The sequence below is a fragment of the Trichlorobacter lovleyi genome, from assembly GCF_015239775.1.
GTDB lineage: Bacteria > Desulfobacterota > Desulfuromonadia > Geobacterales > Pseudopelobacteraceae > Trichlorobacter > Trichlorobacter lovleyi_B.
Window position 1 is genome coordinate 2305637 of the sequence record NZ_CP058409.1, and the last position, 23219, is coordinate 2328855.

Annotated in this window: 23 protein-coding genes and 1 riboswitch; of the genes, 3 read left to right on the forward strand and 20 right to left on the reverse strand. The window is 57.5% G+C overall.

All coding sequences use genetic code 11. The features are described 5' to 3' along the window. Window positions 1-26: 26 nt before the first annotated feature. The 10 genes from FY034_RS10595 to FY034_RS10640 form a co-directional block, all read right to left on the reverse strand. Window positions 27-857 (reverse strand): rhomboid family intramembrane serine protease, encoded by an 831-nt coding sequence (locus tag FY034_RS10595; protein WP_265550318.1) that lies wholly within the window; start codon window positions 855-857, stop codon window positions 27-29. Window positions 858-903: 46 nt separating this feature from the next. Beyond that, window positions 904-1836, reverse strand: a complete 933-nt coding sequence (locus FY034_RS10600) for a D-2-hydroxyacid dehydrogenase (protein ID WP_265550320.1) — start codon at window positions 1834-1836, stop codon at window positions 904-906. A gap of 65 nt (window positions 1837-1901) precedes the next feature. Beyond that, complete coding sequence (locus FY034_RS10605) at window positions 1902-2186, reverse strand: integration host factor subunit alpha (RefSeq protein ID WP_265550322.1); 285 nt, start codon at window positions 2184-2186, stop codon at window positions 1902-1904. Between the two features lie 637 nt (window positions 2187-2823). Next, window positions 2824-2898, reverse strand: a riboswitch (cyclic di-GMP riboswitch). Window positions 2899-3162: 264 nt separating this feature from the next. After that, window positions 3163-3684: a cupin domain-containing protein gene (locus tag FY034_RS10610; protein WP_265550324.1), complete on the reverse strand. Its 522-nt coding sequence runs from the start codon at window positions 3682-3684 to the stop codon at window positions 3163-3165. A 23-nt stretch (window positions 3685-3707) separates the two neighbouring features. Then, complete coding sequence (locus FY034_RS10615) at window positions 3708-4124, reverse strand: secondary thiamine-phosphate synthase enzyme YjbQ (RefSeq protein WP_265550326.1); 417 nt, start codon at window positions 4122-4124, stop codon at window positions 3708-3710. Further along, a complete protein-coding gene (locus FY034_RS10620) occupies window positions 4108-5316 on the reverse strand; it encodes an HD domain-containing protein (RefSeq protein ID WP_265550328.1) in 1209 nt (402 codons plus the stop codon). The genes FY034_RS10615 and FY034_RS10620 overlap by 17 nt, the downstream gene beginning before the upstream one ends. Continuing rightward, complete coding sequence (gene miaA / locus FY034_RS10625; RefSeq protein ID WP_265550330.1) at window positions 5313-6230, reverse strand: tRNA (adenosine(37)-N6)-dimethylallyltransferase MiaA; 918 nt, start codon at window positions 6228-6230, stop codon at window positions 5313-5315. Before miaA ends, FY034_RS10620 begins: the two co-directional genes overlap by 4 nt. 73 nt (window positions 6231-6303) lie before the next feature. Then, window positions 6304-6735, reverse strand: coding sequence for an FKBP-type peptidyl-prolyl cis-trans isomerase (locus tag FY034_RS10630; protein WP_265550332.1), 432 nt, complete (start codon window positions 6733-6735; stop codon window positions 6304-6306). Window positions 6736-6786: 51 nt separating this feature from the next. After that, complete coding sequence (locus FY034_RS10635; RefSeq protein ID WP_265550334.1) at window positions 6787-7131, reverse strand: HIT domain-containing protein; 345 nt, start codon at window positions 7129-7131, stop codon at window positions 6787-6789. Window positions 7132-7172: 41 nt separating this feature from the next. Beyond that, window positions 7173-7760, reverse strand: a complete 588-nt coding sequence (locus FY034_RS10640; RefSeq protein ID WP_265550336.1) for an ACP phosphodiesterase — start codon at window positions 7758-7760, stop codon at window positions 7173-7175. Between the two features lie 118 nt (window positions 7761-7878). On the opposite strand from FY034_RS10640, the gene FY034_RS10645 reads away from it, so the two are divergent. Further along, the gene (locus FY034_RS10645; protein WP_265550338.1) at window positions 7879-8922 is read left to right on the forward strand and encodes an acyl-CoA thioesterase; all 1044 of its coding nucleotides are present in this window, start codon (window positions 7879-7881) and stop codon (window positions 8920-8922) included. A 2-nt stretch (window positions 8923-8924) separates the two neighbouring features. Here the strand turns inward: FY034_RS10645 and FY034_RS10650 are convergent, their stop codons facing one another. Next, complete coding sequence (locus tag FY034_RS10650; RefSeq protein WP_265550340.1) at window positions 8925-10091, reverse strand: MFS transporter; 1167 nt, start codon at window positions 10089-10091, stop codon at window positions 8925-8927. A 163-nt stretch (window positions 10092-10254) separates the two neighbouring features. Next, the gene (locus FY034_RS10655) at window positions 10255-10947 is read right to left on the reverse strand and encodes a Bax inhibitor-1/YccA family protein (RefSeq protein ID WP_265550342.1); all 693 of its coding nucleotides are present in this window, start codon (window positions 10945-10947) and stop codon (window positions 10255-10257) included. A gap of 140 nt (window positions 10948-11087) precedes the next feature. Between FY034_RS10655 and FY034_RS10660 the strand changes: the two genes are divergently transcribed. Further along, complete coding sequence (locus FY034_RS10660) at window positions 11088-11852, forward strand: acyl-[acyl-carrier-protein] thioesterase (RefSeq protein WP_265550344.1); 765 nt, start codon at window positions 11088-11090, stop codon at window positions 11850-11852. 368 nt (window positions 11853-12220) lie between these two features. On the opposite strand, the gene FY034_RS10665 is transcribed toward FY034_RS10660, so the two are convergent. Genes FY034_RS10665 through bioB form a run of 3 tightly spaced genes read right to left on the reverse strand, consistent with a single transcriptional unit; the run spans window position 12221 to window position 14295 of the window. After that, window positions 12221-12496, reverse strand: coding sequence for a DUF3820 family protein (locus FY034_RS10665; RefSeq protein WP_265550346.1), 276 nt, complete (start codon window positions 12494-12496; stop codon window positions 12221-12223). A gap of 6 nt (window positions 12497-12502) precedes the next feature. Then, window positions 12503-13297, reverse strand: coding sequence for a dethiobiotin synthase (gene bioD / locus FY034_RS10670; RefSeq protein WP_265550348.1), 795 nt, complete (start codon window positions 13295-13297; stop codon window positions 12503-12505). After that, on the reverse strand, window positions 13294-14295 hold the full coding sequence (bioB, locus tag FY034_RS10675) for a biotin synthase BioB (RefSeq protein WP_416222762.1): 1002 nt from the start codon (window positions 14293-14295) through the stop codon (window positions 13294-13296). The genes bioD and bioB overlap by 4 nt, the downstream gene beginning before the upstream one ends. Before the next feature lie 229 nt (window positions 14296-14524). On the opposite strand from bioB, the gene FY034_RS10680 reads away from it, so the two are divergent. Continuing rightward, a complete protein-coding gene (locus tag FY034_RS10680) occupies window positions 14525-14821 on the forward strand; it encodes a hypothetical protein (RefSeq protein WP_265550350.1) in 297 nt (98 codons plus the stop codon). 173 nt (window positions 14822-14994) lie between these two features. Here the strand turns inward: FY034_RS10680 and FY034_RS10685 are convergent, their stop codons facing one another. From FY034_RS10685 to FY034_RS10705, 5 genes are all read right to left on the reverse strand, one after another. Next, entirely contained in the window at window positions 14995-16782 is a 1788-nt protein-coding gene (locus FY034_RS10685) for a GspE/PulE family protein (RefSeq protein WP_265550352.1), read from the reverse strand. A 16-nt stretch (window positions 16783-16798) separates the two neighbouring features. After that, entirely contained in the window at window positions 16799-17224 is a 426-nt protein-coding gene (locus FY034_RS10690; RefSeq protein WP_265550354.1) for a hypothetical protein, read from the reverse strand. Next, entirely contained in the window at window positions 17217-20321 is a 3105-nt protein-coding gene (locus FY034_RS10695; RefSeq protein ID WP_265550355.1) for an efflux RND transporter permease subunit, read from the reverse strand. Before FY034_RS10695 ends, FY034_RS10690 begins: the two co-directional genes overlap by 8 nt. 172 nt (window positions 20322-20493) lie before the next feature. Further along, window positions 20494-22239 (reverse strand): bifunctional metallophosphatase/5'-nucleotidase, encoded by a 1746-nt coding sequence (locus FY034_RS10700; RefSeq protein ID WP_265550357.1) that lies wholly within the window; start codon window positions 22237-22239, stop codon window positions 20494-20496. Between the two features lie 45 nt (window positions 22240-22284). After that, complete coding sequence (locus FY034_RS10705) at window positions 22285-23193, reverse strand: hypothetical protein (RefSeq protein WP_265550359.1); 909 nt, start codon at window positions 23191-23193, stop codon at window positions 22285-22287. Between the last annotated feature and the right edge of the window lie 26 nt (window positions 23194-23219).

Sequence of the window (23219 nt, forward strand, 5' to 3'; positions counted from 1 at the left end):
AGCGTGATATCACGGAAATGGCAGGTTCAGACAGCCGGAGCCAGCAGGTAGGCAGCAGCCCGTATTGCGGCCCAGCCCAGAACAGCAATGGTGGCCAGACCACAGATGAGGGCAACAGCCCGGTCAACGTTGTTTTCACGTCTGCGTTCAAGGTAGCCAAGGACTGCGCCAAGTATGATGCCACCGGCAATACCGCCACCGTGCCCCCAGTTATTTATGCCGGGAAATAGCAGACCAAACAGAAAGATACTGATCAGCCAGCCACTGACTTCACGGTAGACCGAATTGCCGTAGGACCCTCCCCGGCTTTTCCCGTAGTAAAGCAGGGCTCCCATCAGGCTGCAGACCGCTGCTGAAGCGCCAATCGTAAACATGACCCCCGCCAGATAGGAGACCACGTACCCGGCAACACCACCCAGGGTGTAGATGGTGAGCATACGGCTGCTGCCGTACTCGTTGATGACCCGGGGTGCCAGCTGCCTTAAGGCCATGAGGTTGAACAGCAGATGCAGAATACCGCCGTGCAGGTAATTGGCGCTGAGCAGGGTCCAGTAGCTGCCGGAGTGATCAATGGGATAGGTGCCGGTTGCCCCCAGCAGCAGCAGGCTGTCCTGGCCCGGGGATAACAAGCCGCCCGCGGCCCCGTTGCTGATGCTGAGCAGCAGAGAGAGCGCGAAATAGACAATGTTGATCGAGATCAGGGCCTTGACAGTCCAGTCCCCCTCCATGCCGCCCCGTGTCCAGTGGATAAGCTGCCACCAGGCTGATGAACGGGAGGTGCCGCACCATGAACAGACCGTCTCATCGCTGCCGATCAGCCGCCTGCAGCGTGGACAAAGTATAGCCCGCTGTGTCATGTGAACTCCGGGGAGAGATTGCGCGTCCCCCGGCCATCGGCAATAGTCATGCAAGCCCCCGGAGCCGCTCCAGCCACTCCTCTATAAAGAGATCGATGTATTCCCGGCTGACAGCACTGGCATGCGGCGTGACAAGCAGATTGTGCTGTTCCCACAAGGGGGATGAGGAAGGCAGCGGTTCATCGGCAAAGACATCCAGCCCGGCTCCTGCAAGGGGGCCATGGTTGAGGGCCGCCAGAAGGTCTTCCTCCCGGTAGCAATTGCCGCGTCCCAGATTATACAGGAACGCCCCCGGCTTCATCGCAGCGAAGTGTCGCCTGGTAATGATACCATCCGTCTCCTTTTCACCCGGAAGCAGCAGTACCACATGGTCGGCCCGGGGAAGCTCCTGCTCAAGCCGGTCAAAGGTGATCATGCGATCGATACAGGCCGGAAGCTCCCCTGAGACAGTACGTCTGACCCCGATGACTCGTGCACCGAACGCCTTCAGCAACTCCGCCATGGATCGCCCCAGCGCACCGCAACCAACGATCAGCACCTGCTGGCTGAAGAGCGCCACACAGCTGCTGTAGTCATTCCGTCCCCACACTCCCCGTTTCTGATCCTCAAGGGTTTTCCCGATCCTGCGGTTGAAATACAGCATCATCGAAAGCAGGCTTTCACGCATGATACGGCCATGAAAGCTGCCGTAAAAGGTCCTCACCCTGCCAGAGGGATCTGCCGCCACCCAGTCATGCCCGGCAGCGGGGGTAAAGACAGCTTTCAGCTGCGGGGCCAGTTTGTACCACTCCGGCCTGAACGACCAGACCAGGGCACACTCAGCTGCAGGAAGCTTCTCCAGAAAGTCGGTTTTTCCCTCGGCAACCGTGATACAACTGCCCGGAAGGGCCTCCCGGATACGCTCGATATGGCATGGGTTGTTGGAAAAGGCGGCTACCGCCTTGTTCTGCAGGTTGATGAGGAGATTGGTTATCTGCATGACTTACCCGTTACGGTTCAGGATCTTGATGGCGCCACAGACGGTCTGACAACAGTGAGGGCAGCCTATACAGCCTCGCCGTTGATGGCGTCACGCAGTACCGAACCGGGCTTGAACGTGAGTACCTTACGGGCCTCAATCGTGATTGCCTCACCGGTCTGCGGGTTACGCCCACGGCGTGCAGCCTTCTGGCTGACAACAAAACTGCCGAAACCGGATATCTTGATGGTCTCGCCCGCTTCCAGCGACTCTTTCATAATGGCAAAAACGGATTCCAGCATGGCAGCGGCATCTTTTCTGGACAGACCGATGCTGGCCTGTAGTTTCTCTACTAAGTCTGTTTTGGTCATGACAGCTCCTTTATTTTAGTGATCGGTAGACGACACGTCTAGTATTCCGCATCCCTTGAACAGGGACGCTAGCAATTCCCGGGCTTGAGCGTCCCGAGGCCATCTGCCTCAGGTGAGTATCCGGGCCCGGAACTTTTCAAGCAACACCGCACCGAAGACCCGGCCCCTACAGTAGCACCACACCCCGGCGTGATGGGATATTTTTTTCAACTGGAGTCCAAAAAAGCCTTTATCTCTTTAAGGGGCGGATGGCCGTCCCTACGCTTGAACATGCAATTATCGGAACAGTAGTTAAGGGCACCTGCAAGCAGCTCATGAGCTATTGTAATCCGTTCTGTATCCTGGTCTATAAGCACAGAATAGACATGGCTGCAGGTAGCAGCATCGATAAGCTTGCCGCAATGGCAACAGTATGTCCGGTGCTGTTGAGTCATAGCGTAGTAGGTGTACCCCTGGTTGGCGCCGGATAGCACAATGGTCCGGTTCAAACGGTTCTCATTCACCGGCTTGGATGCACTTTTCTGCTTCGGGATGTCGCGCAGCGGTCAACCAGCTGCCTGAAAACAAAAAAGCCCGGCTTTTCTTTCGAAAAGACGGGCTAATAAGAACGCCTGTATACAGACATCCTGCTAACCGCTTCGGTAACCCCTCTTCCCGGTCCGGGTAGGTGGCTTTGCGTCATCCAGTCCCCTGGATTTTGCCTTTTCGGTGAAAGCTTATTAATTTTTGACTAGGTACTGCTACTATGCTGCCACACGGGATAACTGTCAACACAAATGCTCTTACAAGTATTACGGTATGTTACTTGCGCCTTTGACGGTTTTACCTTATCCAGATCAAGCTGTGGTTATAAGAATAGCACGTTCTATCTGTTTTTCAATCCGGCCAACCGTTTTTGCTGACCCGTAAGGCGCCGATACAAAGCAGTAAGACACAAGCTCCGGCGGGACTGGTAGCGGCCTGCAACAAAAGCGATCTAAACCGGACTGCGGGTCAGACGTGTGATGACCGCCTCATGTTCCGGATACTGCTGCAGCAATCTGTTTCTCTCCCCCATTTCAAAATCTGCAAAGGCAAACCCCGGCGCCACCGTGCAGCTGACCAGGGCATATGCCCCTGTCCCGCCGATTTCGGCCCCGAACCAGGTCCCGGCAGGGACCATGGCCTGGAAAACCTCTCCTGCTGCGAGATCAGACCCAAGCCTGATTGCCGAATGACTCCCGTCCGCTGCCAATAAATGGATGGTCAGAGCTGTGCCACCATGAAAAAACCACAACTCATCGGATCTGATTCTATGCAGCGCAGAGCAGTCGCCCCGCTCCAGCAGGAAATAGATGGCGGTGCATAGTGAACGCGGACCATCAAAACAGTCCGGCAGGGCACTGCCGGGGATCTCTCCGCCGGAGCGGTAGGTCTCACGATACCAGCCCCCTTCCGGGTGCCGGACAAGCCCAAGGGCGCTGATCAACGTTGCTGCAGACCTGTTTGGCTCACTCATGGCAGCACTCCATCCATCCGGCACTACTCGCCGATAATCTTGACCAGCACCCGCTTCCGGCGCTTGCCGTCAAACTCACCATAAAAAATCTGCTCCCACGGCCCCAGGTCAAGCCTGCCGCCGGTAATTGCCACCACCACTTCGCGCCCCATCACCGTGCGTTTCAGGTGGGCATCACCATTATCCTCGTAGCCGTTGTGACGGTAGCGGGAATACGGTTTTTCCGGGGCAAGCTGCTCCAGCCAGTCCTCAAAATCCTGATGCAGGCCGGATTCATCATCATTGATAAACACGCTGGCCGTAATATGCATGGCATTGCACAACAGCAGTCCTTCACGGATGCCGCTCTGCTTCAGGCACTCTTCAATGGTGGCGGTGATGTTGATAAATGCCCGGCGGGCCGGGGTCTCAAACCAGAGTTCCTTACGAAATGTCTTCATATGACCTCAACAATCTGATCCTCTGCTGCAGGATAAAATCAGGGCGATGCCTTGCTTGCATCGCCTCAAGCTGATCTCTGTCGATCCCCAGTTGCACACTGTTCATGGCAACAACATCCAGGGCCTGAAACCACCGGACAGGGGTACTACCGCCCGGTTTGTCTGCAGCCGATACAATCGGCAGGATCCGGCTGATACCGGCCTTGCGGGCCTGTTCCGCTATCCGCAGCCTGGTTGCATCCCGCAGCTCCGACCAGCGGTTCAGCGTGCCATGCAGGCGGCTGGTCCAGGCCAGTGCCCTGCCCCACTCTGTTGGCAGACAGAGTCGCCGGCAGAGGTTCAGGGCCGGCTTGAAGCCGGCCTCGTCATGGCCATGGTGTTTGGGATACCGGGCCGGATCGCTGGACAACTTGCCGATGTCGTGAAAAAAGGCACAGAAACGGGTTAAAGGATCAGGACTGACCTCTGCCACCCGTTGCAGCACCTGCAGACAATGGGTCAAGAGATCCCCTTCAGGGTGATGCTGCAGTGGCCCGGCAGGGATATCCGGCATCCTGAACAGCTCCGGCAGCCAGCCGGCAGCAAGCCTGAATCGCACCATCTGCTCAAAAAACCGTTGCGGTTGTCTGCCGGCCAGGGCCTTGACCATCTCGCGGCTGAACCGTTCAACCGGCAGGCAGGCCAGTTGCTCAGCCCAATCCTGGTGCTGGATCAACTGCGCGGTTTCCGGCAGCAGCTGCCAGCCGTCTGCCATAAAGCGCAACCCGCGGATAACCCGCAACGGGTCATCAACAAAGCTCTGATCCGAGCAGACCCGCAGCAGCCGCTGCTGCAGATCCTGCCGGCCGTGCAGGGGATCATACCATCTGCCACTCAGACTGCAGGTGATAGCGTTGATGGTAAAATCACGACGCTGCAGATCGGTAGCAAGCCGGCTGAGATCATCAAGCCGGACCAGTTCAAGCTTCCCCAAGCGGTCATCATGGTGAAACCAGACCGGCCCGGTGGTCTTGCCCGTAACCAGCCGGAAGCCAAGTGATGGCAGCAGCTCCTCAGGCAGCACGGCAATCAGGTCATAATCCCGGCCTGGTTGCTGCAGCAGAAAATCACGTATTGTGCCGCCAACCAGAAAGATCCAGTCATGGTACTGCTGTGGAAAGCGTTGTTGCAAGGGATGCAGCAGGGTGTTCATACAAAATGAGCGGAGATGATCTTCCGGGCCTCTGCAACCGGGTCGTTGGCCCCATCCAGCCAGTGGATGGCCACGCCATTGCGCTCCATCCTGCGAAACCAGGTCTCCTGGCGTTTGGCAAAATCATGGATCGCGGCATTCAGCTTCTGGAACAGATCATTGCGGTTCAGCTCCCCCCGCAGGAACATCCCCCCATAACGGTACTCCAGGCCATAGTAGTCCAGACGTTCCCACGCGACCCCGTTGGTATGCAGCTGCTGTATCTCATCAAGCATGCCTGCCTCAAGCCGCTGACGCAGGCGTTGGGTGATCCTGCGGCGCAACTCTGCCCGGTCCCAGCGAATCCCCAGCACCAAAGGGCAGATGACAGGGAACGGCTCCTGTTCCTGCTGCCCATCAGGTTGATGGCTGGCGATCTCAATGGCACGGATCGTACGGGCTCTCTCGGTCTGATCAGTCCTGTTATGCTGGTCAGGCAGCAGTTTCACCAGCATCGCAACCAGCTCGGCGTCACTTTTGTCGGCCAGCTCTGCCCGCAGTTGCAGGTTTTCAGGCACCTCAACCATCCGGTAGCCCCGCAGTGCCGCATCCAGATACAGGCCGGTCCCCCCGCACAGCACCGGCAGACAACCACGTGCGGCGACCTCTTCAAAGGCCTGCAGAAACAGACGTTGAAAGGTAAACACGCTACACTCCTGCCCCGGTTCCAGAACATCAATCAGGTGATAGGGGACAGAGCCGTACTCATGGAGATCCTTGCCGGTGCCGATATTCATCTGCCTGAAGACCTGGCGGGAATCAGCGGAGATAATCTCTCCGGACAGTTCCCGGGCCAATGAGACGGCAAGACGGGTCTTGCCGGAAGCGGTGGCTCCGAGGATGGTCAGCAGATTGTACGATTGCGATGGCTTCATGACAGATCCGGTTTGACGCTGCTATTGCCGGGACCGGCTGGCCGATCCGGCAGTCCCGAAAGCAGATGCCTTCCTACTTCTGCACATCCAGCAGCTCCACATCAAACAACAGGGTGGCGTTAGGCGGTATCACGCCGCCGGCCCCTCGGGCGCCATAGCCCAGATTGGCAGGGATAACCAATTTGCGCTTACCCCCTACCTTCATGCCCATCACCCCTTCATCCCAGCCCTTGATGACCTGCCCAATGCCGATGATGAAGCTGAACGGCTGTCTGCGGTCCACCGAGCTGTCAAATTTGGTGCCGTTCTCCAGCGTACCGGTGTAGTGTACCTTAACCTGCTTGCCCCTGGTCGGTGAGGCCCCTTTGCCCACCACCAGATCAACATACTTGAGCCCTGAATCGGTTGTCACCATCTTGTTCACCTTTGTTTCCGCAGCATGCACCGGCATCGCACAGAAGATTGCAAGTACCACGACACTACACATTTTGATCAGGTTACGCATCTGAACCGCCTTTCAATAGGTTGTCTGGACACCAGCCACTGCCGGGTTGTCCTAGTAGGGCCGCAGCTGTTCACCGGCGCCGATATGCCAGTGCAGGTGCTTGGATGACTGGTAGCTCCCCAGGTTGGTATAGACCCGGCAGGCCCCGAAACGGGTCATAAAGTCAGCTGCGATCAGCTTGGCCGTCCGCATCAGCTCCAGCAGCAGCTCGTTGTCGGATTCTTCCAGGCTGATCAACGACTCGATATGTCTTTTTGGGAGCAGCACCACATGATGTTCCCAGAGCGGGTTGGTGTGATGAAAGGCAAAGACCTGGTCATTCTGGAGGTAGACCGGCACCTCCAGCAGCCCTTTCAGGATCTTGTCGCAATAGAAGTCACAGATCGTATCTGACATGGCAACTCGCTTTAACATGATATGTGCTCAGCAGTAACGGCTCAATCTCTCACACAACGCAGCTGCTGATCAACAAAACTGAACAGATCCGGCGTAAAGGCATGAAAATCCCGTTGCAGGGTGGCATGGTGCAGACTGAGTTCAACCTCGCAGCCGGCCAGCGGGTTCGGACGGACAATCCGGCGCGACATACGGGCAAACGCCCTGCCGATCCCCTCCCGGCTGCCGTAGGAAGGCAGCAGTTCATTGAATATCACCGCCAGCAACGGCTGCAGTTCCGGCGGCAGGGCCTGCTGATTGCCTTCAATCACCGTCCGTGTCCTGGCAAGGAAGGCACCAAACGGTTCATCAGTCCAGTCAGACCAGCTGTTCACCAGAAAATAGTCGTAGAACAGATCAACCATGATGCCGCGGTACAGGCCATACTGCGGCGAGAGCGAGTAACGGCTCTGCCTGAAAAGCCGGTGCTGTTCTGCAAAGGAATCTATCCGGCGGTGCAGTTGCACCCCCTGGCGGATACGGGGATGAAAGCGGTCCTGCAGGCTGCCTTTGACAAAGTCGCCCATGAAGTTGCCGATCAGCAGTTGATCGTCATCACCCGACAGGAGCATATGGAACAGAAAGTTCATCCGCGTCCCCCAAGGTCAAGGTTTTCCCCGCACCGCCAACACCCTGTTGCCTAACCGGATGCAGAGATGTAGAGTGTACAGCAGCTGATGTCAATTGCATAAAACCGGGAGCAGACAGATGACCACACCGCGAGAAACATCACTCTACAAGGTACTGCCGCTTGCATCGGATCTGAAGGCCCGCCGCCGTTACATGGTTGTGGATGAGCCGATTGTGGGCAACTTCAGGTTCGGTCTGTTGCTGGAAGACCTGGATATCATGGCCGAACAGGCTGCGCTGGGCTACGCCCGCAGCATCCACCCCGATGCCAAGGTGGTGACCGCCGCCATCGACAATATCATTGTACGCCATGTGGTTGACAATGACCGGGATATCCAGATTGATGCCCGAATCAACCATGTCGGCAGGTCATCCATGGTGGTGGGGATGCGGGTCGAGCATGCCGGCGATCCGGCCACCCATATCGCTTCCTGCTACTTTACCATGGTGGCCCGAGGCGGTGAATCAGCCGAGGAAAGCAGGGTGCTGCCGCCGCTTGAGTATCAGGATGAGCTTGAACGTCACCGGGCGGAAAAATCAATGCAGGAGCGGGAACAGTACCGCCAGCAGCAGGCGGCCCAGCAGGAGCCGCCCAGCCGCGAAGAGTATGAGCTGCTGCACCAGCTCCACACGGCGCAGGATCAGCCCGGCTTTGGCGGAATCAAGGCGGACAGCCTGGTGGTGGAATCCTGGGAGCGGATGTATCCGGAACAGGAATATGTGCCCCACAGGATCTTCGGCGGCTATATCATCCGCAGGGCCTATGAACTGTCCTCCATGTGTGCCGAACTGATTGCGCCTGACCGGCCCCTGATTGCTGCGGTCAACCGGATCAACTTCTTCCACCCGGTCAGATTGGGGGACAAGCTGCACTACACCTGCCGGGTGGTCTACACCTGCGACAGCTTTGTCTGCGTTGAGGCCAGCATCGAGCGGATCAGCCGGGACCGCAACAGCAAGGCCCTTTCAAACTCCTGCCTGTTCACCTTTGTCAACGTGGACAGCAGCTTGCAACACCAGCCGGTTCCAGCCATCTATCCCACCACCTATGCTGAAGATGCCCGTTATCTGGCGGCCTTTCGCAGCCACAGGGCGATGGTCAGACACTACCACCTGATCTGACCCTAGCCTGCTGTCTGTTCCAACGGTCCGGCATGGGAAGGCAGCCTGATAAACTGGGCCAGGATCAGGGAGACCACCCCCAGTGCCGCCCCCATGATGAACGGTATCCGGTAGTCCAGCATCCAGAGATAGCCCCCCAGAGCCGGCAGGAAGACGGCAGCAACATGGTTGATGGTGAAACCGACTGCCGAGGTGGGGGCGATGTCCGCCGGATCGGCAATCTTCTGGAAGTAGGTGCGGATCGCCACGGCAAAGTTGAACAGGATATAGTCGATGATGTACATCCCGGCCACCACCCAGCGTGAAGAGGCGTAGGCATAGGTCAAAAAGACCAGAATCACACCGGCATACTCAATCGTGCAGAGGGTCCGTTCACCAAAGGCGTTAATGGCCCGGCCGATCATCGGATTGATGATCCAGTTGATCAGGTTGTTGATGATGAACAGCACGGTGATGGCCTGCACGGAAAAGTGAAAGATCTTGACCAGCAGAAACATCGAGAAGACCATGTAGATCTGGCGCCGGGCGCCGGACATGAAGGTCAGGGCGTAGTAGAGCCAGTAGCGCCGCTTCAGAAACATCCGCAGTTTCTGGGGTGGCACGCTTGCATGACTGGGATCCTGAAAGACCGCCCAGAGCCCGGCCAGGGCGACCACGCAGCCCACCACCAGAAACATGCCGCGGTAATCCAGCACAAAGCCCATACACCAGATTGCAGCGGCAGAGATGATGCTGGTAATGGCGGCCAGGCTGCGCAGTTTGCCCATGACCAGAGGGGACTGGTGGGTGGAGAAATACTGCAGGGTCAGGGACTGGTTGACGGTTTCGTAATAGTGGAAGCCGAAACTCATCAGCAGTGTAGTCAGCGCCACCCCGCTGAAGACAGGGAAGAAGCCGGTCAGGGCAACGCCGACCCCCAGCAGGACGATCGACAGGGCGGCTAGCCGGTGTTCTCTGACCATCAGCATCACATAGATTGCAGTCAGCGCCAGAAAACCGGGAATCTCACGGATCGACTGGGTCAGGCCGACCTGAAGCCCGTCAAGGTGCACGGCCTCGACGGCAAAGTTGTTGAACAGCATGGTGTAACCCTGCATCCCCGCCATGGAGGCTGCAGTCAGGATGGCCAGAAAGCGGAACATCGGCTTGTTGATGGTGCTGGTGAGCATTGCTACATGAGTCCTTACACAGGGCGTTGAAAAACGTCATGAGGAAGGCCGGATACAAGGCTCACGGAGCGCAGCGACCGAGACATAACATGGTTAGGCGAGGCAGCGAGCACCGCGCAACGCCGTAGACGGCCTCCGGAATAGTTATTCAAGGCCCTGTTCATTAATCCCGTCTCCCGCCCATCAGACGCAGCAACATCAGGAACAGGTTGATAAAGTCAAGGTACAGGGTCAGGGCACCTAAAATCGCCGGTTTGCGTCCCTCCTCCCCTGCAGCGGCAAGGGCCTTGATCTTCCAGGTATCATAGGCGGTCAGGCCGGTAAAGACAATCACGCCGATGGCAGAGACCACCCAGGATACGGCATTGCTCCGCAGGAAGATATTGACCAGTGACGCGATCACGATGCCGATCAGCCCCATGAACAGGAAACTGCCCCAGGAGGTCAGATCCTTCTTGGTGGCATAGCCATAGATACTCATGGCACCGAACATGGCGGCAGAAACCGCAAAGGTTGAGGCGATGGAGTCGGCGGTGTAGACCAGAAAGATGACGGAAAGGGTCAGACCGTTCAGGGCGGAATAGCCAATGAACAGCATGGTGGCAACACCGGCACTCATACGGTGAATGGCGCCGGAAAGGGTAAACACCAGGGCAAGTTCTCCGATCATCAGCCCGTAGAACACCAGCCGGTTACCGACAATGACCTGCAAAAGCTCCGGGGTCGAGACCGTAATCAGCGCCATAAGCGCGGTAAGGGCCAGACCGCAGCCCATCCAGGCATAGACCTGGCGTACCAGTGTATTCTGCCTGACGATCAGCCCTGTGCTGGTCTGGGTGGTATCAAATTGATTCATACATTCTCCTCCTCTGCTGTGGGACATATCGTTATCGCAGTGTAGAGCAACTGGCCGCATCAGGCAACAGTATCTGCCAGGCCAGGCTGATTTGCAATCATGTCCGTTCCTGTGCTATGCATGGGGCAAGGGAGAAAGGCATGAATAATCAGCTGCAACAAACCGTCAATGCCCGTTATCACGAGCTTGACCCGCACAACCGGGTACGCCTACCCGTCATTTTTGCCTGGTTGCAGGAGGTTGGTGCAGAGCATGCCCTGCAGCTGGGGGTAGGGCTCAAAGATCTGAAAAAACTGGGCTTAACCTGGGTGCTGTCCCGATTGACCCTTGAGCTGCAGCGTCCGATACATGGCACCGAGCAGGTAACGGTCACAACCTGGCCGGTTACCCGCGAGGGACGGTTTTCAATCCGGGATTACCTGTTGACTGATCAGCAGGGAAAAAACATTGGCCGGGCAACCAGTTCATGGGCGGCAATCAACCTGAAGAGCCGCCGCCCGGTCAAGATCGATGAGCATCTGCCGCACTACCCGCTGCACCCGCTACGGGCTTTGGATGACCCCTTTGATACGCTGCCGTCGCTTGAGCAGTGCCAGACCATGCTGCAACTACCGGTTTTACGGGCTGACCTTGACATGAATAACCATGTCAACAACACGGTCTATCCGGGCTGGGCGCTGGAGGCGGTGCCGGAGGCCCTGTTCAGCCAGTCCGTGCCGGTTCTGATTGAAATCGGGTTCCGCTCCGAAGCGCTTTACGGTGACAGTATACGCAGCTGCTGTGCCCCCCTCGGGACCGACCCCCAGGTTTTGCTTCACAGGATTGAATCGGTGCAGGACGGCACGGAATTATGCCGGCTGCGCACAACCTGGCAGCCCGTTGCCCCACGGAAGCCGTCGGAATAACCGCCGCTGACTGAACAAACGAGAAGAGGCCCGCTCTGTTACGCGGGCCTCTGGTTGTACCTCTAGCTATGCACCATGTTCATGGTATGCAGGCTAAGCTGATAGCCTGTTGGTTTCCTTCATATGTTGCCCAAACAGCCAGGCGGCGTATCTTCCATAGTGATTCCTCCATAAAACCAGCATGTACTGCGAGGAAATAATCACATACCTTCTTTTACTGCTCCCTCTTTTGCTTCTCCTTCTGATGCTTTGTTTCAGGTAGCGCTACCTTGATTTCAAGATACCTTTTCCCAGCAGATAAAACAGTCTGTTTTTATTTTTTTTTGCGGCGTATAGTTAGCAAGTATGCCTTCCGGCAGGCCCCTCAATCAGCGGCCGGTTATCCCCTGACGTAACGGGGCGAACAGATATTCCAGCCCGTTTACCTTGATTGCATGAACCGTCTGCAGCATCCTGCCCAAGCGCCCCTCCGGAAATCCATTGTTGGCAAACCAGACCACATAGCGTTCCGGCAGATCGATCAATAAGCGGCCCTGATACTTGCCGAACGGCATCCGCATCTCTGCCAGCGCCATCAACTCTTCCGGATCAGACGTTGCCTCATGACAAGGCTGCAGTGGATCATAGCAGGCAGGGGTGCCCAAGCCGGCCTACTCTCCCCCGCAACTGCCGGAGCAGCCGCAGGAGGAACAGCCCTCTGAAGCGGCCGGTGCCGAGCAGCCGCTGTCTTCGGCACCGCCCAGCACCCGCAGGATGATGTCACTCTTGGGATCAGCATTAAACTGCTCAGCCAGCCGCTCGACAACCTCCTCCGCAGAACCGGGCAGGTCATCCCAGATCCCCAGGATCGGTGCACCGCACAGCGAGCCGATCTGGTGTGGCGCCCCCTTCTCGGCACGGCCGGGGTTGGCAGGGAAACGGTTGACCATGACCCCCTTGACCTCAATATCCATCTGGCCGGCTGCAAAACAGGTCAGGACACTATGGTTGACGGTCCCCAGGCCGGGACGGGCCACCACCAGCAGCGGCAGCTCCAGTTGCTTGACCAGATCAGCGACCAGCAGACCGCCATTCAGCGGCACCATCAGCCCCCCTGCCCCTTCCACAATCACAAACTCATGCTGCGCTGCCAGACGTTGGTAGCATGCGGCAATCCTGCTGAAATCGATCTTGACCCCGTCCAGCTGCGCTGCTTCAACCGGAGCAATCGGTTCACGCAGGCAATAGGGGGCGACATCTTCGCTACAGTCAACACCGGCAGCCCAGGCCAAAAGCTCGGCATCCTCCGAGACCAGCTCGCCGTTACGCTCAATACAACCGCTGGTAACCGGTTTCATGACACCGACATTCACCCCCCGCAGTCGCAGAATGCGGGCCAGGGTTGCAGCCACTATGGTTTTGCCGACACCGGTGTCCGTGCCGGTAATAAACAGTCCGTTGCTCATCGCAGCATCTCCTTTGCAATCACCAGCCCCAGATCTTCAATCATCCGCAGATCATCAGCCGGCTGGCGGCCTTCCTTGGTTAAATAGTTGCCGGTCATGACCCCGCTCGCCCCTGCCAGGAAGACCCAGGACTGCAGTTCACGCAGATTACGCTGACGGCCGCCACAGATAGTGATATGGGCCTCAGGCAGAATCAAACGGAACAGGGCAATGGTATGCAGACAGGCAAGCGGCGTCAGCGCCGGCATGGCGGCCAGCGGTGTGCCCGGTATCGGGTCCAGAAAATTGATCGGCACCGAATCGACCTGCAGCTCCCGCAGGGTCAGCGCCAGTTCAACCCGCTGCGCCATGGTCTCACCCAGCCCGAACAGACCGCCGCAGCAGACCCGCAGGCCGACCTGTTTTGCCAGCTGCACCGTGGCAACATCATCGTCATAGTCATGGGTGCTGCAAATCTGCGGAAAGAAACTGCGGGAGGTCTCCAGGTTGTGGTGATAGGTCACCAGACCGGCGGCCTTGAGCTGTTCTGCAGCAACCGTGGTCAAGGTACCCAGTGAGGCACCGGGGGCAATCCGTCCTTCAGCTCTGATGGCCCTGATGGCAGCACAGACCTGCTCCAGCTCTTCGCCTTCGCTGATACCGCTGCCACTGGTCACGATACCGTAACAGGCAGCACCATGACCGGCCACTGACCGGGCTCCCGCCATCAGGGTATCCTGATCCAGCAATGGATAGCAGGCCACACCGGTGGCATGGTGGGAGGACTGGGCACAGAAGGCACAATCTTCCGGACAGAGCCCGGATTTTGCATTGATGATGCCGCACAGCGAGACCTGATTGCCGAAATGGTGTTCCCGCACCCGGGAGGCAGCAGCAAAGAGTGACGGCAGCGCTGCATCGCTCAGTCCGGTCAGGGCCAGAGCCTGGTCACTGCTGATCGAAGCGCCATCAATAATGGAGCCGGACAACGCCTGGAGCATGGTATCAGTAATAATCATGGCAGGTTGGGTACCACGGAGCAGGCAGACTTGTCAACCAGATCAACCTCCATAGGTTGACAAGTCTGACAGACTGATTCACCCAATACGTTAAATTTGTATAATAATTCAGTTGAATGATTGACGTGAAAAAAACTTGGACTATACTTTTCCCGAATGCAAGTTCAGGCAGCAGATAGTACATTCACCACTATTCCGCCGCTTCAACGGCACACCACAGGAGGAAGACATGAAAAGGCTGTTCGCACTGGTTGTAATGTTCGCACTGACTACTCTGGCAACAAGCGCTTTTGCTGGCGAACTGAAGATGATCGGCACTGTCAGCGCAATCAGGATGGTTGGCGGTGGTGCTGAAATGACCGTAAAAGATCGCAAGACTGATGCACCGGTGGTGCTGCAGGTCCGTGACGGTTCGAATATGGAAAAGATCAAGGACCGCAAGGTTCGGGTCGGTGATGAGCTGCGGCTGCGTTATGACAGCGACAGCAAGGTTGTCCGGACAATCCAGAAGACCGCCGGCTGCTGATCGCAAACTGAGCACCACACGCATAAAAAGGCCTGCTTCTGCAGGCCTTTTCTATTCCAGCGCCCCCTGCTTTCAGCACAGGCATGATCGCAAGAGGGAGAGAAATGCTGCAACGCAGGTGTACACGCAGCGTATCGGGCAGCCAATCACAACGCCGTGCAATGGCATTGGCATTACCCGGTAATTGAGATCACCTCATCGTAGGTGGTTGCCCCTTCCAGCATCTTACGAACGGCAAGTTGACGCAGGGACAGAAAACCGTCCTGCTCGGCAGAGCGCACCAGTTCTGCAAGGTCAACCTTGTCTCCCACCATGGCCCTGATCCGCTCGTTCATCTCAAGCACTTCAAAGATACCGGTGCGGCCTTTATAGCCGGTACCCCGGCACTCCTTGCACCCCTCACCCTCATACACGGTGTAGGCCTCACCGGTCAATTGCAGGTAGGTTCGTTCCTCCGCAGACAGCTGACGCGGAACCTTGCAATGGGAACAGACCTTGCGTAACAGACGCTGTGCAATAATGCCGACCACCGTTGCCGTAATCAGATAGGGCGGCACCCCCAGATCCAGCAGACGGGCAATCGACGAGGGGGCATCATTGGTATGCAGGGTGGACAGCACCAGGTGGCCGGTCAGGGCTGCCTGGACGGCATTCTCGGCAGTTTCTTCATCGCGGATCTCACCAACCATGACGATATCAGGGTCCTGACGCAGGACCGTCCTCAGGATATTGCCGAAGGTAACACCGATAGCCTGCTGCACCGCAATCTGGTTAAACTCCTCCATCACCATCTCGATCGGATCTTCAATGGTAACGATATTCACTTCCGGCGACGAAAGGTTGCGCAGGGTTGAGTAGAGGGTCGTTGTCTTGCCTGAACCGGTTGGGCCGGTAACCAGAATGATCCCGTTGGGACGGTGGATAAAGTTGTTATACAGGGAGTATTCCCGCGTATAAAAGCCGATTGAATCCAGTTCCTGAAACAGTATATCCGGGTCAAAGATCCGGATAACCACCTTTTCGCCAAAGGCGGTCGGCACGGTGGAAACCCGCAGTTCCACCTCTTTGTTGTTATGGCTGGTCTTGATCCGGCCATCCTGAGGGCGTCGCTTTTCAGCCAGATCCATGCGGGACAGGATCTTGATCCGGGAAACAATCGGCGCATGCAGCGGCTTGGGCAGCAGATGGATGTTATGCAGCAGGCCGTCCAGCCGGAAGCGGATCAGACATTTTTCCCGCTTTGGTTCAATATGGATATCGCTGGCACGCTGGTCAAAGGCGTAGGAGAGCAGAAAATCAACTGCGGAGATGACATGACGGTCATTCCCTTCAAGCTCATGCTCACCTTTCAACTTGAAGAGCTGTTCGAGGTTTCCCAGATCAATGGTCGTGGAGGATTCGGCCTCGGCAGCCAGGACTGAAGCCCGGAAACCGTAAAACTCACGCAGTATTTTCTGGATGTCGCTGCAGGAACTGAGTATCCGCCGGACCTTGAGACGATGGGCCGTGGCAAACTCGCTCAGCACCTGATCATTAAAGGGATCAACCACCGCAATTGCCAGTTCATTGTCACGGATGGCCACCGGCACGATCAGGTGTTTCAGGGCAAAGGGACGCGGGATATAGGAAGTGACCACATCGAGATCAAGTTTAAGCGGGTCAATCTTGAGATAGGGAATATTCAGGAATGAGGCCAGCGCTTCCGTTATGGCATCCTCTGACAGAATACGTCCATTACCCCCCGGTGTCTCAAGATTGAATGAAGCCAGCAGCTGGGCAGGTGACGGCGCCTCCCCCCCGCGATGCAGACGGCGCCCGCCAGCCTGCGGCCCTGCTGTCAGACGGGCCTCCTGGGCCTTGGCCTTGGCCAGCACCATGGCCCGCTGATCGGCAGTGAGCAGTTTTTTTTCAAACAGTAGCGCGGTCAGATATTCAATGGTCAGTTTTGACTGTGTCCCCATGCCTCAGCTTTCCTGTCTAGTGCATCAACTTGTTTTTTTTCAATCCCTCTTCACGCTGCTGCTCGATCCGTTTACTGACCGCTTCAAGCACTTCGGCTTCACTGTATTTCGGTTTGGCCGCAATCCGTGGCAACTCAGAGTCAGCCCCCGACATAGTGGCAGCCACCTCCTCCTGCTTTGCCAGCGCATCAAGCACCTGTTTTTTCTGCTCTTCATAGAAGATGCTGTCCTTGGCCAACTCCATGGCGCTCTTTACCATCCCGCGCAGGGTTAAGGCCAGCAGCAGCAGCGGCACAATATCGTCCAGCCAATAGTCCAGACTCAGTTCACGTACCATTGTACCGGCCAGCAAACCGGCACAGGCCATCAATGCACCAAACAGGTTCCCAAGAAAGCGGAACTCGGCCCCTTCGGTATATCCCTCACCTGTTCTTTCAGTCATCTGCCTTCTCCTGGCGCGGCGTCTGCCTGATACGCTGCTGCAGACGGTCAAGATATATATAGACTACTGGCGTAATGTACAGTGTTAAAATTTGTGACACAAGCAAACCGCCAACCACCGCCAACCCCAGAGGGCGGCGTGCATCAGCACCGGCACCGATCCCCAGTGCAATCGGAAGTGCCCCGGTCAGTGCGGCCATCGTGGTCATCATGATGGGACGGAAACGGATCAGGCAGCCTTGATAGATGGCCTGTTCAGGGCTGATCCCTGCCGCCCGTTGGGCATCCAGGGCAAAGTCGATCATCATGATGGCGTTCTTTTTGACAATCCCCACCAGCAGGATGATCCCCACAAAGGCGTACAGGTTCAGCTCATGGCCGAACAGCAACAGGGTCAACAACGCCCCGAGCCCTGCCGACGGCAGGCCGGAAAGGATAGTCACCGGATGGATGTAACTTTCGTACAGCACCCCCAGCACGATGTAGATCACTGCCACAGCGGCGATGAGCAGCCAGCTGAGCCCGGAGAATGATTGTTTGAAGGCCTGGGCTGTCCCCTGAAAGGCGGTCGTGATCCCGGTGGGCAGGGCCTTGGCCTCCCTTTCCACAGCGGCAGTTGCCTCACCAAGCGGCACGCCGGGGCGGATATTGAAGGAGACGGTCACTGCAGCGGACTGGCCAAGGTGGTTGACAGTCAGCGGCCCGACCGAACGTTGGGCGGTCAGCAGGGTAGCAAGCGGCACCAACTGGCCGGTTGTGGAACGGACATGGAGCAGGCCAAGGGCAGCCTGATCCTTCTGGTACTGCGGTTCCACCTCCAGTATGACCTGATACTGGTTGCTCGGGGCAAAGATGGTGGATACCTGGCGGGAACCATAGGCGTAGTACAAGGCATCCTCCAGCTGCAGAGGGGAGACCTGCAAGGCCGCAGCATGATCCCGGTCTATGGCAAGCCTCAGCTCAGGGTTCCTGATCTGAAGGTCCGAGGTAACATCCTGCAGAATCGGCAGGCCTTTAAGGCGCGACTCGAACTGGGTGGCAGCCTGATACAGCTGGGTGGTGTCGGGCGACATCAGGGCAAACTGGTACTGAGCCTTTGAAAGTGTCGCCTCCAGCCTGATGGGCGGCGGATTCTGCAGAAAGACCTGAATGCCGGGCAGCTGAGCCAGTTTCGGCCTGAGCTGCTGAATAACCTTGTCGGCGCTGTCTGTACGCTGACTGAGGGGTTTCAGCCGGATGAACATGAAGCCGCTATTGGAGCCGACCCGTGAACCGGAAGCACCGGCAGAGGACATGAACGCCTCAACATTGGGGTTCTGACGCACAATATCAGCAGCAAGCTGCTGGTTACGCTTCATCTCTTCAAAAGAGATCCCCTGGGCGCCTTCCGTAATGCCGTAGATACCGCCGGTATCCTCACTGGAAAAGAGTCCGGCAGGCATGCGCGCAAAAAGCCAGATGGTGACCAGAGCGGTTGCAATGGTAAAAAGCAGTGCGGACCTGAGATGCCTCAGCACCCACTGCAGCGACGTAGCATACCCGTCACGCAACAGATCAAAGAAACGTTCCAGCAGCAGATAGAGGCGGCCATGCTGCCGGGAGACGTCGTGTGGCTTCAGAAACCTGCTGCAGAGCATCGGCGTCAGGGTCAGGGAGACAAAACCTGAAATCAGGATCGCCGCAGAGATGGTAACGGCAAACTCGTTCAAGAGCCGCCCCAGCATCCCCCCCATGAACAGCACCGGGATAAACACCGCAACCAGTGAGATGGTCATGGAAATAATCGTAAATCCGATTTCCCGCGATCCGCGCAGGGCCGCCTCCATCGGCTTCATCCCCTCCTCAATGTGGCGCACGATATTTTCCAGCATCACAATGGCGTCATCCACGACAAAACCAACCGACAGGGTCAAGGCCAGCAGACTGATGTTGTTGATGGAAATACCCAGGCCGCTCATGACGGCAAAGGTCCCCACAATCGAGAGGGGCACCGCCAGACTGGGGATCAGGGTGGCCGGCAGGTTGCGCAGAAAAAGAAAGATCACCATGATCACCAGGCAGATGGTCAGGACCAGCGTAAACTTGACTTCATCAACCGACTCCCGGATCGAAACCGTCCGGTCGTAGAGGATATTCATCTGCAGGGCGGCAGGAAGCTGGTTCTGGAATTCCGGCAGGAGTTGCTTGATGGCATCCACCATCTCAATGGTATTGGCGCCCGGCTGACGCTGGACCGCCAGTACAATGGCCCGGGTCGCAAACTCCCTGCGATTGTACCAGGCCGCCACCTTATCGTTCTCCACACTGTCCAGCGTGGTACCGACATCCTGCACCCGCACCGGCGAACCGTTCTTCCAGGCAATGATGGCCGGCCTGAAGGCCTCTGCCTTCAGGAGCGGCGCATTGGTTTGGATGGTCAGGGCCTGCTGCTTGCCCTGCAACACACCGGTGGGAAGGTTCGAGTTTGCACGGGCCAGGGCTGAGGCGACCTCATCAATCCCGATCCCGCGGGCCGTCAGCTGACGCGGATCGACCTGCACCCGGGCAGCGTATTTCTGTGAGCCATAGACCAGCACCTGGGCCACACCGCTGACCATGGAGATCCGCTGTGCCAGCATGGTATCGGCGTACTCGTTCACCTGATGTAACGGCATGCTGTCCGAGTAGAGTGCGAGGTAGAGCACCGGCGAATCGGCAGGGTTGACCTTGCGGTAGGAGGGCGGGGTTGTCATGTCGGCCGGCAGCTTGCGCATCGCCTTTGCAATGGCGGCCTGCACATCCAGCGCAGCTGCGTCGATGTTGCGTTTCAGGGTGAATTTCAGGGTGATGATCGAGATCCCCTGCCCATTGGTTGAGGTCATGGAATCCAGACCGGCAATGGTGGAAAACTCCCGTTCAAGCGGTGTGGCCACTGCAGAGGCCATGGTTTCCGGGCTGGCGCCGGGCAGGTTGGAGGTTACCTGGATAGTGGGAAAATCAACCGTGGGCAGGTCATTCACCGGCAGGCCGCGATAGGCCAGCAGACCGAACACCAGCACGGCCAACATGACCAGGCTGGTGGCAATCGGCCTGCGGATAAAGAGTTCGGAAACGTTCATGGCTGCCCTGTGCCCAAGAAAACAGTCAGACGGATACGTTATCCGCCTGATCACTGGTTAGTGTAACGTTATTCTTTTCGGCAGAAAGGGCGGATAACTTGTGTTGATAAACTCTTTTGGACTGTTTTGGCAAAGCGCGGCAATAAAGGGCGACGCTGCAGCAGGCGGCCGGTCAGGGCTGTCCGGCACCGCCTGCGCTCTGCATGATCGTTATCCGCTGTTCCCGTGAGTTACTGACCGTGCCGAGTTTTTTCAGATACTCCCTGAAGGCATCGCTGTCGATAATCCCGCTATCACTCCGGAACCCTGCAGCATTTTTTACGGCAGCAAAACCGTCACCGCCGCCAGCCACAAAGGTGTTGACGACGGTACGATACAGCGTAGCAGGCTCAACCGGCTGAAAGACCCCCCTTCTGTCTCTGACGGTCAGGGCTGTCACCCGTGAACCTCTGGGGGCTGACAGCTCTACCGCAAACCTGATGCCGGCAACATAGGGCATGACCGGCTGCTTGAGACCATATTTGCGAATCAGGAAGTCGATAGTACCCTCCAGGGCAGCTTGCAGCTCAGAACCGTTCAGATCAATCAGCACCAGGGTATCCGCAAAGGGCATCACCTCCAGCAGATCCCCCTCTGAAATCATGCCGGACAGCAGACTTTTCCTCACGCCGCCGTAGTTCAAAAGCGCCACCTGAGCCCTGGGGAGCGCTCCCAGCATGGCATCGGCGACCAAGGGGCCCGGACCGCTGTTCACCCCACGTTTCAGGTCTTCAGCAGCCCGGGCAACAACGGCCGTATGAAACTGGGCAAGCTGCCGCTGGTAGGGTGCCAGGGCTGCCAGCACCGCCGGGTCTTCAGCAACAATCTGCGCTGATCCGCTTTGGGCCAGCGCCTTGACAATGGCCTGATACTGGCTGCTCTCCGGGGATACCGGGGTACCGTCACGACTGAAACGCTCACCGACCGGGATCACCTGTTTACTGCTGTAGCCGGAGACCACCCCTGCCCCATCGAACCGGACGTTCAGCCTGCCCAGCAGATGCCCCCACTGCCAGGCCTGGGCCACCAGCACCGGACTGCCGTCCGGTGCCGCCAGCTCAGTCGGATAGGCCCCATCCGGTGTGAGGCCAATAGCGGCCAGCTGGGTTATGTCACCCAGCAGACTGTGGCTGTGCCCGCCGATGATCAGGTCAACCCCGGCGACCTGGCTGGCCAGTTGCAGATCCTGTTGATATCCCAGGTGGGACAGCAGAATGATCTTGTTGATGCCCTGGGCGGTCAAGGCTGCCACCTGTTGGCGGGTACTGGCCACGGCATCGTTAAAGCGCACGAGGCCCACATCACGGGTAGTCTGGGGGGTTGTCTCGGTGGTGACACCGATAATGGCCACTTTTTCACCGGCCACGGTCTTGATCAGATACGGCTTGACCAGGGGGGCGATGGCCGGTTCAGCTGAAAAATCGATATTTGCCGAGAGCCAGGGGAAGCGGGAACGTTTGATCCAGCCCGGAATCGAGGCGGTTCCCCGATCAAACTCATGGTTGCCGAATGTCATGGCATCCAGCCCCAGCAGATTCAGGAAATCGAACTCCACACCGCCATTGAACAGAGTAAAGTAGAGGGTGCCCTGCAGGGCATCACCGCCATGCAGGAGCAGCAGCTCAGGTTCGGACGCCCGCATCCGGTCAAGCACCGTCTTAATCCTGGCAAAGCCCCCCAGCTCTGCGGTGGTGCTGCCGACCCCCTCAATTTCCAGATTGACCGGTACCGCTTCAAGGTGGGAATGGGTGTCATTCAGGTGCAGCAATGTCAGGTTGAAGTGTGCCGGAGGGGTGCTGCAGGCGGTTACAGCTGCGACCAGCACAAACGCAACCAGCGCCTGCACAAAGATCCTCAATCTATTTTGCACGGTACACATCCTTTAACCAGGTCAGACAGGATACCGGCAACAGCCGGGGTTGAATCACTGCAGAAAATACTCAGCCGTGGTCTTGACCGACCTGATACCGACCGAGATGTACTTCGGTGCCCCCTGCTCATCGATCCGGTTGCCATGGGCCACGAATTCACTCAGACCGACACGCCCCGGACTGCCCCAGTCATAGGTATAGCCCAGCCGCGTCCAGGGATAGGGCAACGGATCAGAACTGCTGCTTGCCGGATAAGGGTAGCTGTAAATGAACTGGGTACGGTTATCAAACCAGCCCCGGTACTCCATGAATTCAGAAACGCCCCCTTCGGTTGCCTTGATCTTCTCCTGTGCCGAAAAGCTCCAGAACATGCTGTAGGGGAAATCGGTCTGGCATTCCCGGTCCGTTATCTCCGGGTCGGGACAGGGCCTGAACAGGTCGTTGGGCGAGACCCACAACTCAAGAAAATAGAGCGCTTCCTTCGGATTGCCCGGTGTTGCATACTCAGGCGGCAGCCCCAGCAGTTGCGCAATCCGCAGCGCAGAAGGCGCTGTCCCGCCAAAGTAGTTTTTCAGTTCAGGGGCCACCGTCACCCAGGTATCCCAGCGGTAGGTGGGACATTCCTTGCCCTCCTTGCAGGTATCGCCGGCAGAACAGCCTCCGGGCGGACATTTGTAGTAGGCGCCGGCACTCCCCATCCAGGTCGTCACCAGGATCCGGCTTCCCACCACGCCGTTTTCCCAGATCAGTTGGGGGTTGTCATTGGTGATCGGCGTCAAGCCCTGATAGATCTTTGCAGGGGTTACCAGGCTGGAATCCAGTACCGCCTGCACGTAAGCAGCCTGGGGATCCTGGTTTGTCTGCGCCGCATCGTTGCCACAGCCGGCAACCAGGAGGAACAGGCTAACCAGCAGGGTCTGCGTCAGCACCAGACTCTTTTTCAGCAACCTACTCATATCCATGGCAACCTCCTGGGTCTGCGTCCGGC

What these genes read in the sequence shown, in the direction of transcription:
- FY034_RS10595 (WP_265550318.1), bottom strand. Translation starts at nt 857, where the DNA reads ATGACACAGCGGGCTATACTTTGTCCACGCTGCAGGCGGCTGATCGGC.
- FY034_RS10600 (WP_265550320.1), bottom strand. Translation starts at nt 1,836, where the DNA reads ATGCAGATAACCAATCTCCTCATCAACCTGCAGAACAAGGCGGTAGCC.
- FY034_RS10605 (WP_265550322.1), bottom strand. Translation starts at nt 2,186, where the DNA reads ATGACCAAAACAGACTTAGTAGAGAAACTACAGGCCAGCATCGGTCTG.
- FY034_RS10610 (WP_265550324.1), bottom strand. Translation starts at nt 3,684, where the DNA reads ATGAGTGAGCCAAACAGGTCTGCAGCAACGTTGATCAGCGCCCTTGGG.
- FY034_RS10615 (WP_265550326.1), bottom strand. Translation starts at nt 4,124, where the DNA reads ATGAAGACATTTCGTAAGGAACTCTGGTTTGAGACCCCGGCCCGCCGG.
- FY034_RS10620 (WP_265550328.1), bottom strand. Translation starts at nt 5,316, where the DNA reads ATGAACACCCTGCTGCATCCCTTGCAACAACGCTTTCCACAGCAGTAC.
- miaA (WP_265550330.1), bottom strand. Translation starts at nt 6,230, where the DNA reads ATGAAGCCATCGCAATCGTACAATCTGCTGACCATCCTCGGAGCCACC.
- FY034_RS10630 (WP_265550332.1), bottom strand. Translation starts at nt 6,735, where the DNA reads ATGCGTAACCTGATCAAAATGTGTAGTGTCGTGGTACTTGCAATCTTC.
- FY034_RS10635 (WP_265550334.1), bottom strand. Translation starts at nt 7,131, where the DNA reads ATGTCAGATACGATCTGTGACTTCTATTGCGACAAGATCCTGAAAGGG.
- FY034_RS10640 (WP_265550336.1), bottom strand. Translation starts at nt 7,760, where the DNA reads ATGAACTTTCTGTTCCATATGCTCCTGTCGGGTGATGACGATCAACTG.
- FY034_RS10645 (WP_265550338.1), top strand. Translation starts at nt 7,879, where the DNA reads ATGACCACACCGCGAGAAACATCACTCTACAAGGTACTGCCGCTTGCA.
- FY034_RS10650 (WP_265550340.1), bottom strand. Translation starts at nt 10,091, where the DNA reads ATGCTCACCAGCACCATCAACAAGCCGATGTTCCGCTTTCTGGCCATC.
- FY034_RS10655 (WP_265550342.1), bottom strand. Translation starts at nt 10,947, where the DNA reads ATGAATCAATTTGATACCACCCAGACCAGCACAGGGCTGATCGTCAGG.
- FY034_RS10660 (WP_265550344.1), top strand. Translation starts at nt 11,088, where the DNA reads ATGAATAATCAGCTGCAACAAACCGTCAATGCCCGTTATCACGAGCTT.
- bioD (WP_265550348.1), bottom strand. Translation starts at nt 13,297, where the DNA reads ATGAGCAACGGACTGTTTATTACCGGCACGGACACCGGTGTCGGCAAA.
- bioB (WP_416222762.1), bottom strand. Translation starts at nt 14,295, where the DNA reads ATGATTATTACTGATACCATGCTCCAGGCGTTGTCCGGCTCCATTATT.
- FY034_RS10680 (WP_265550350.1), top strand. Translation starts at nt 14,525, where the DNA reads ATGAAAAGGCTGTTCGCACTGGTTGTAATGTTCGCACTGACTACTCTG.
- FY034_RS10685 (WP_265550352.1), bottom strand. Translation starts at nt 16,782, where the DNA reads ATGGGGACACAGTCAAAACTGACCATTGAATATCTGACCGCGCTACTG.
- FY034_RS10690 (WP_265550354.1), bottom strand. Translation starts at nt 17,224, where the DNA reads ATGACTGAAAGAACAGGTGAGGGATATACCGAAGGGGCCGAGTTCCGC.
- FY034_RS10695 (WP_265550355.1), bottom strand. Translation starts at nt 20,321, where the DNA reads ATGAACGTTTCCGAACTCTTTATCCGCAGGCCGATTGCCACCAGCCTG.
- FY034_RS10700 (WP_265550357.1), bottom strand. Translation starts at nt 22,239, where the DNA reads ATGTGTACCGTGCAAAATAGATTGAGGATCTTTGTGCAGGCGCTGGTT.
- FY034_RS10705 (WP_265550359.1), bottom strand. Translation starts at nt 23,193, where the DNA reads ATGGATATGAGTAGGTTGCTGAAAAAGAGTCTGGTGCTGACGCAGACC.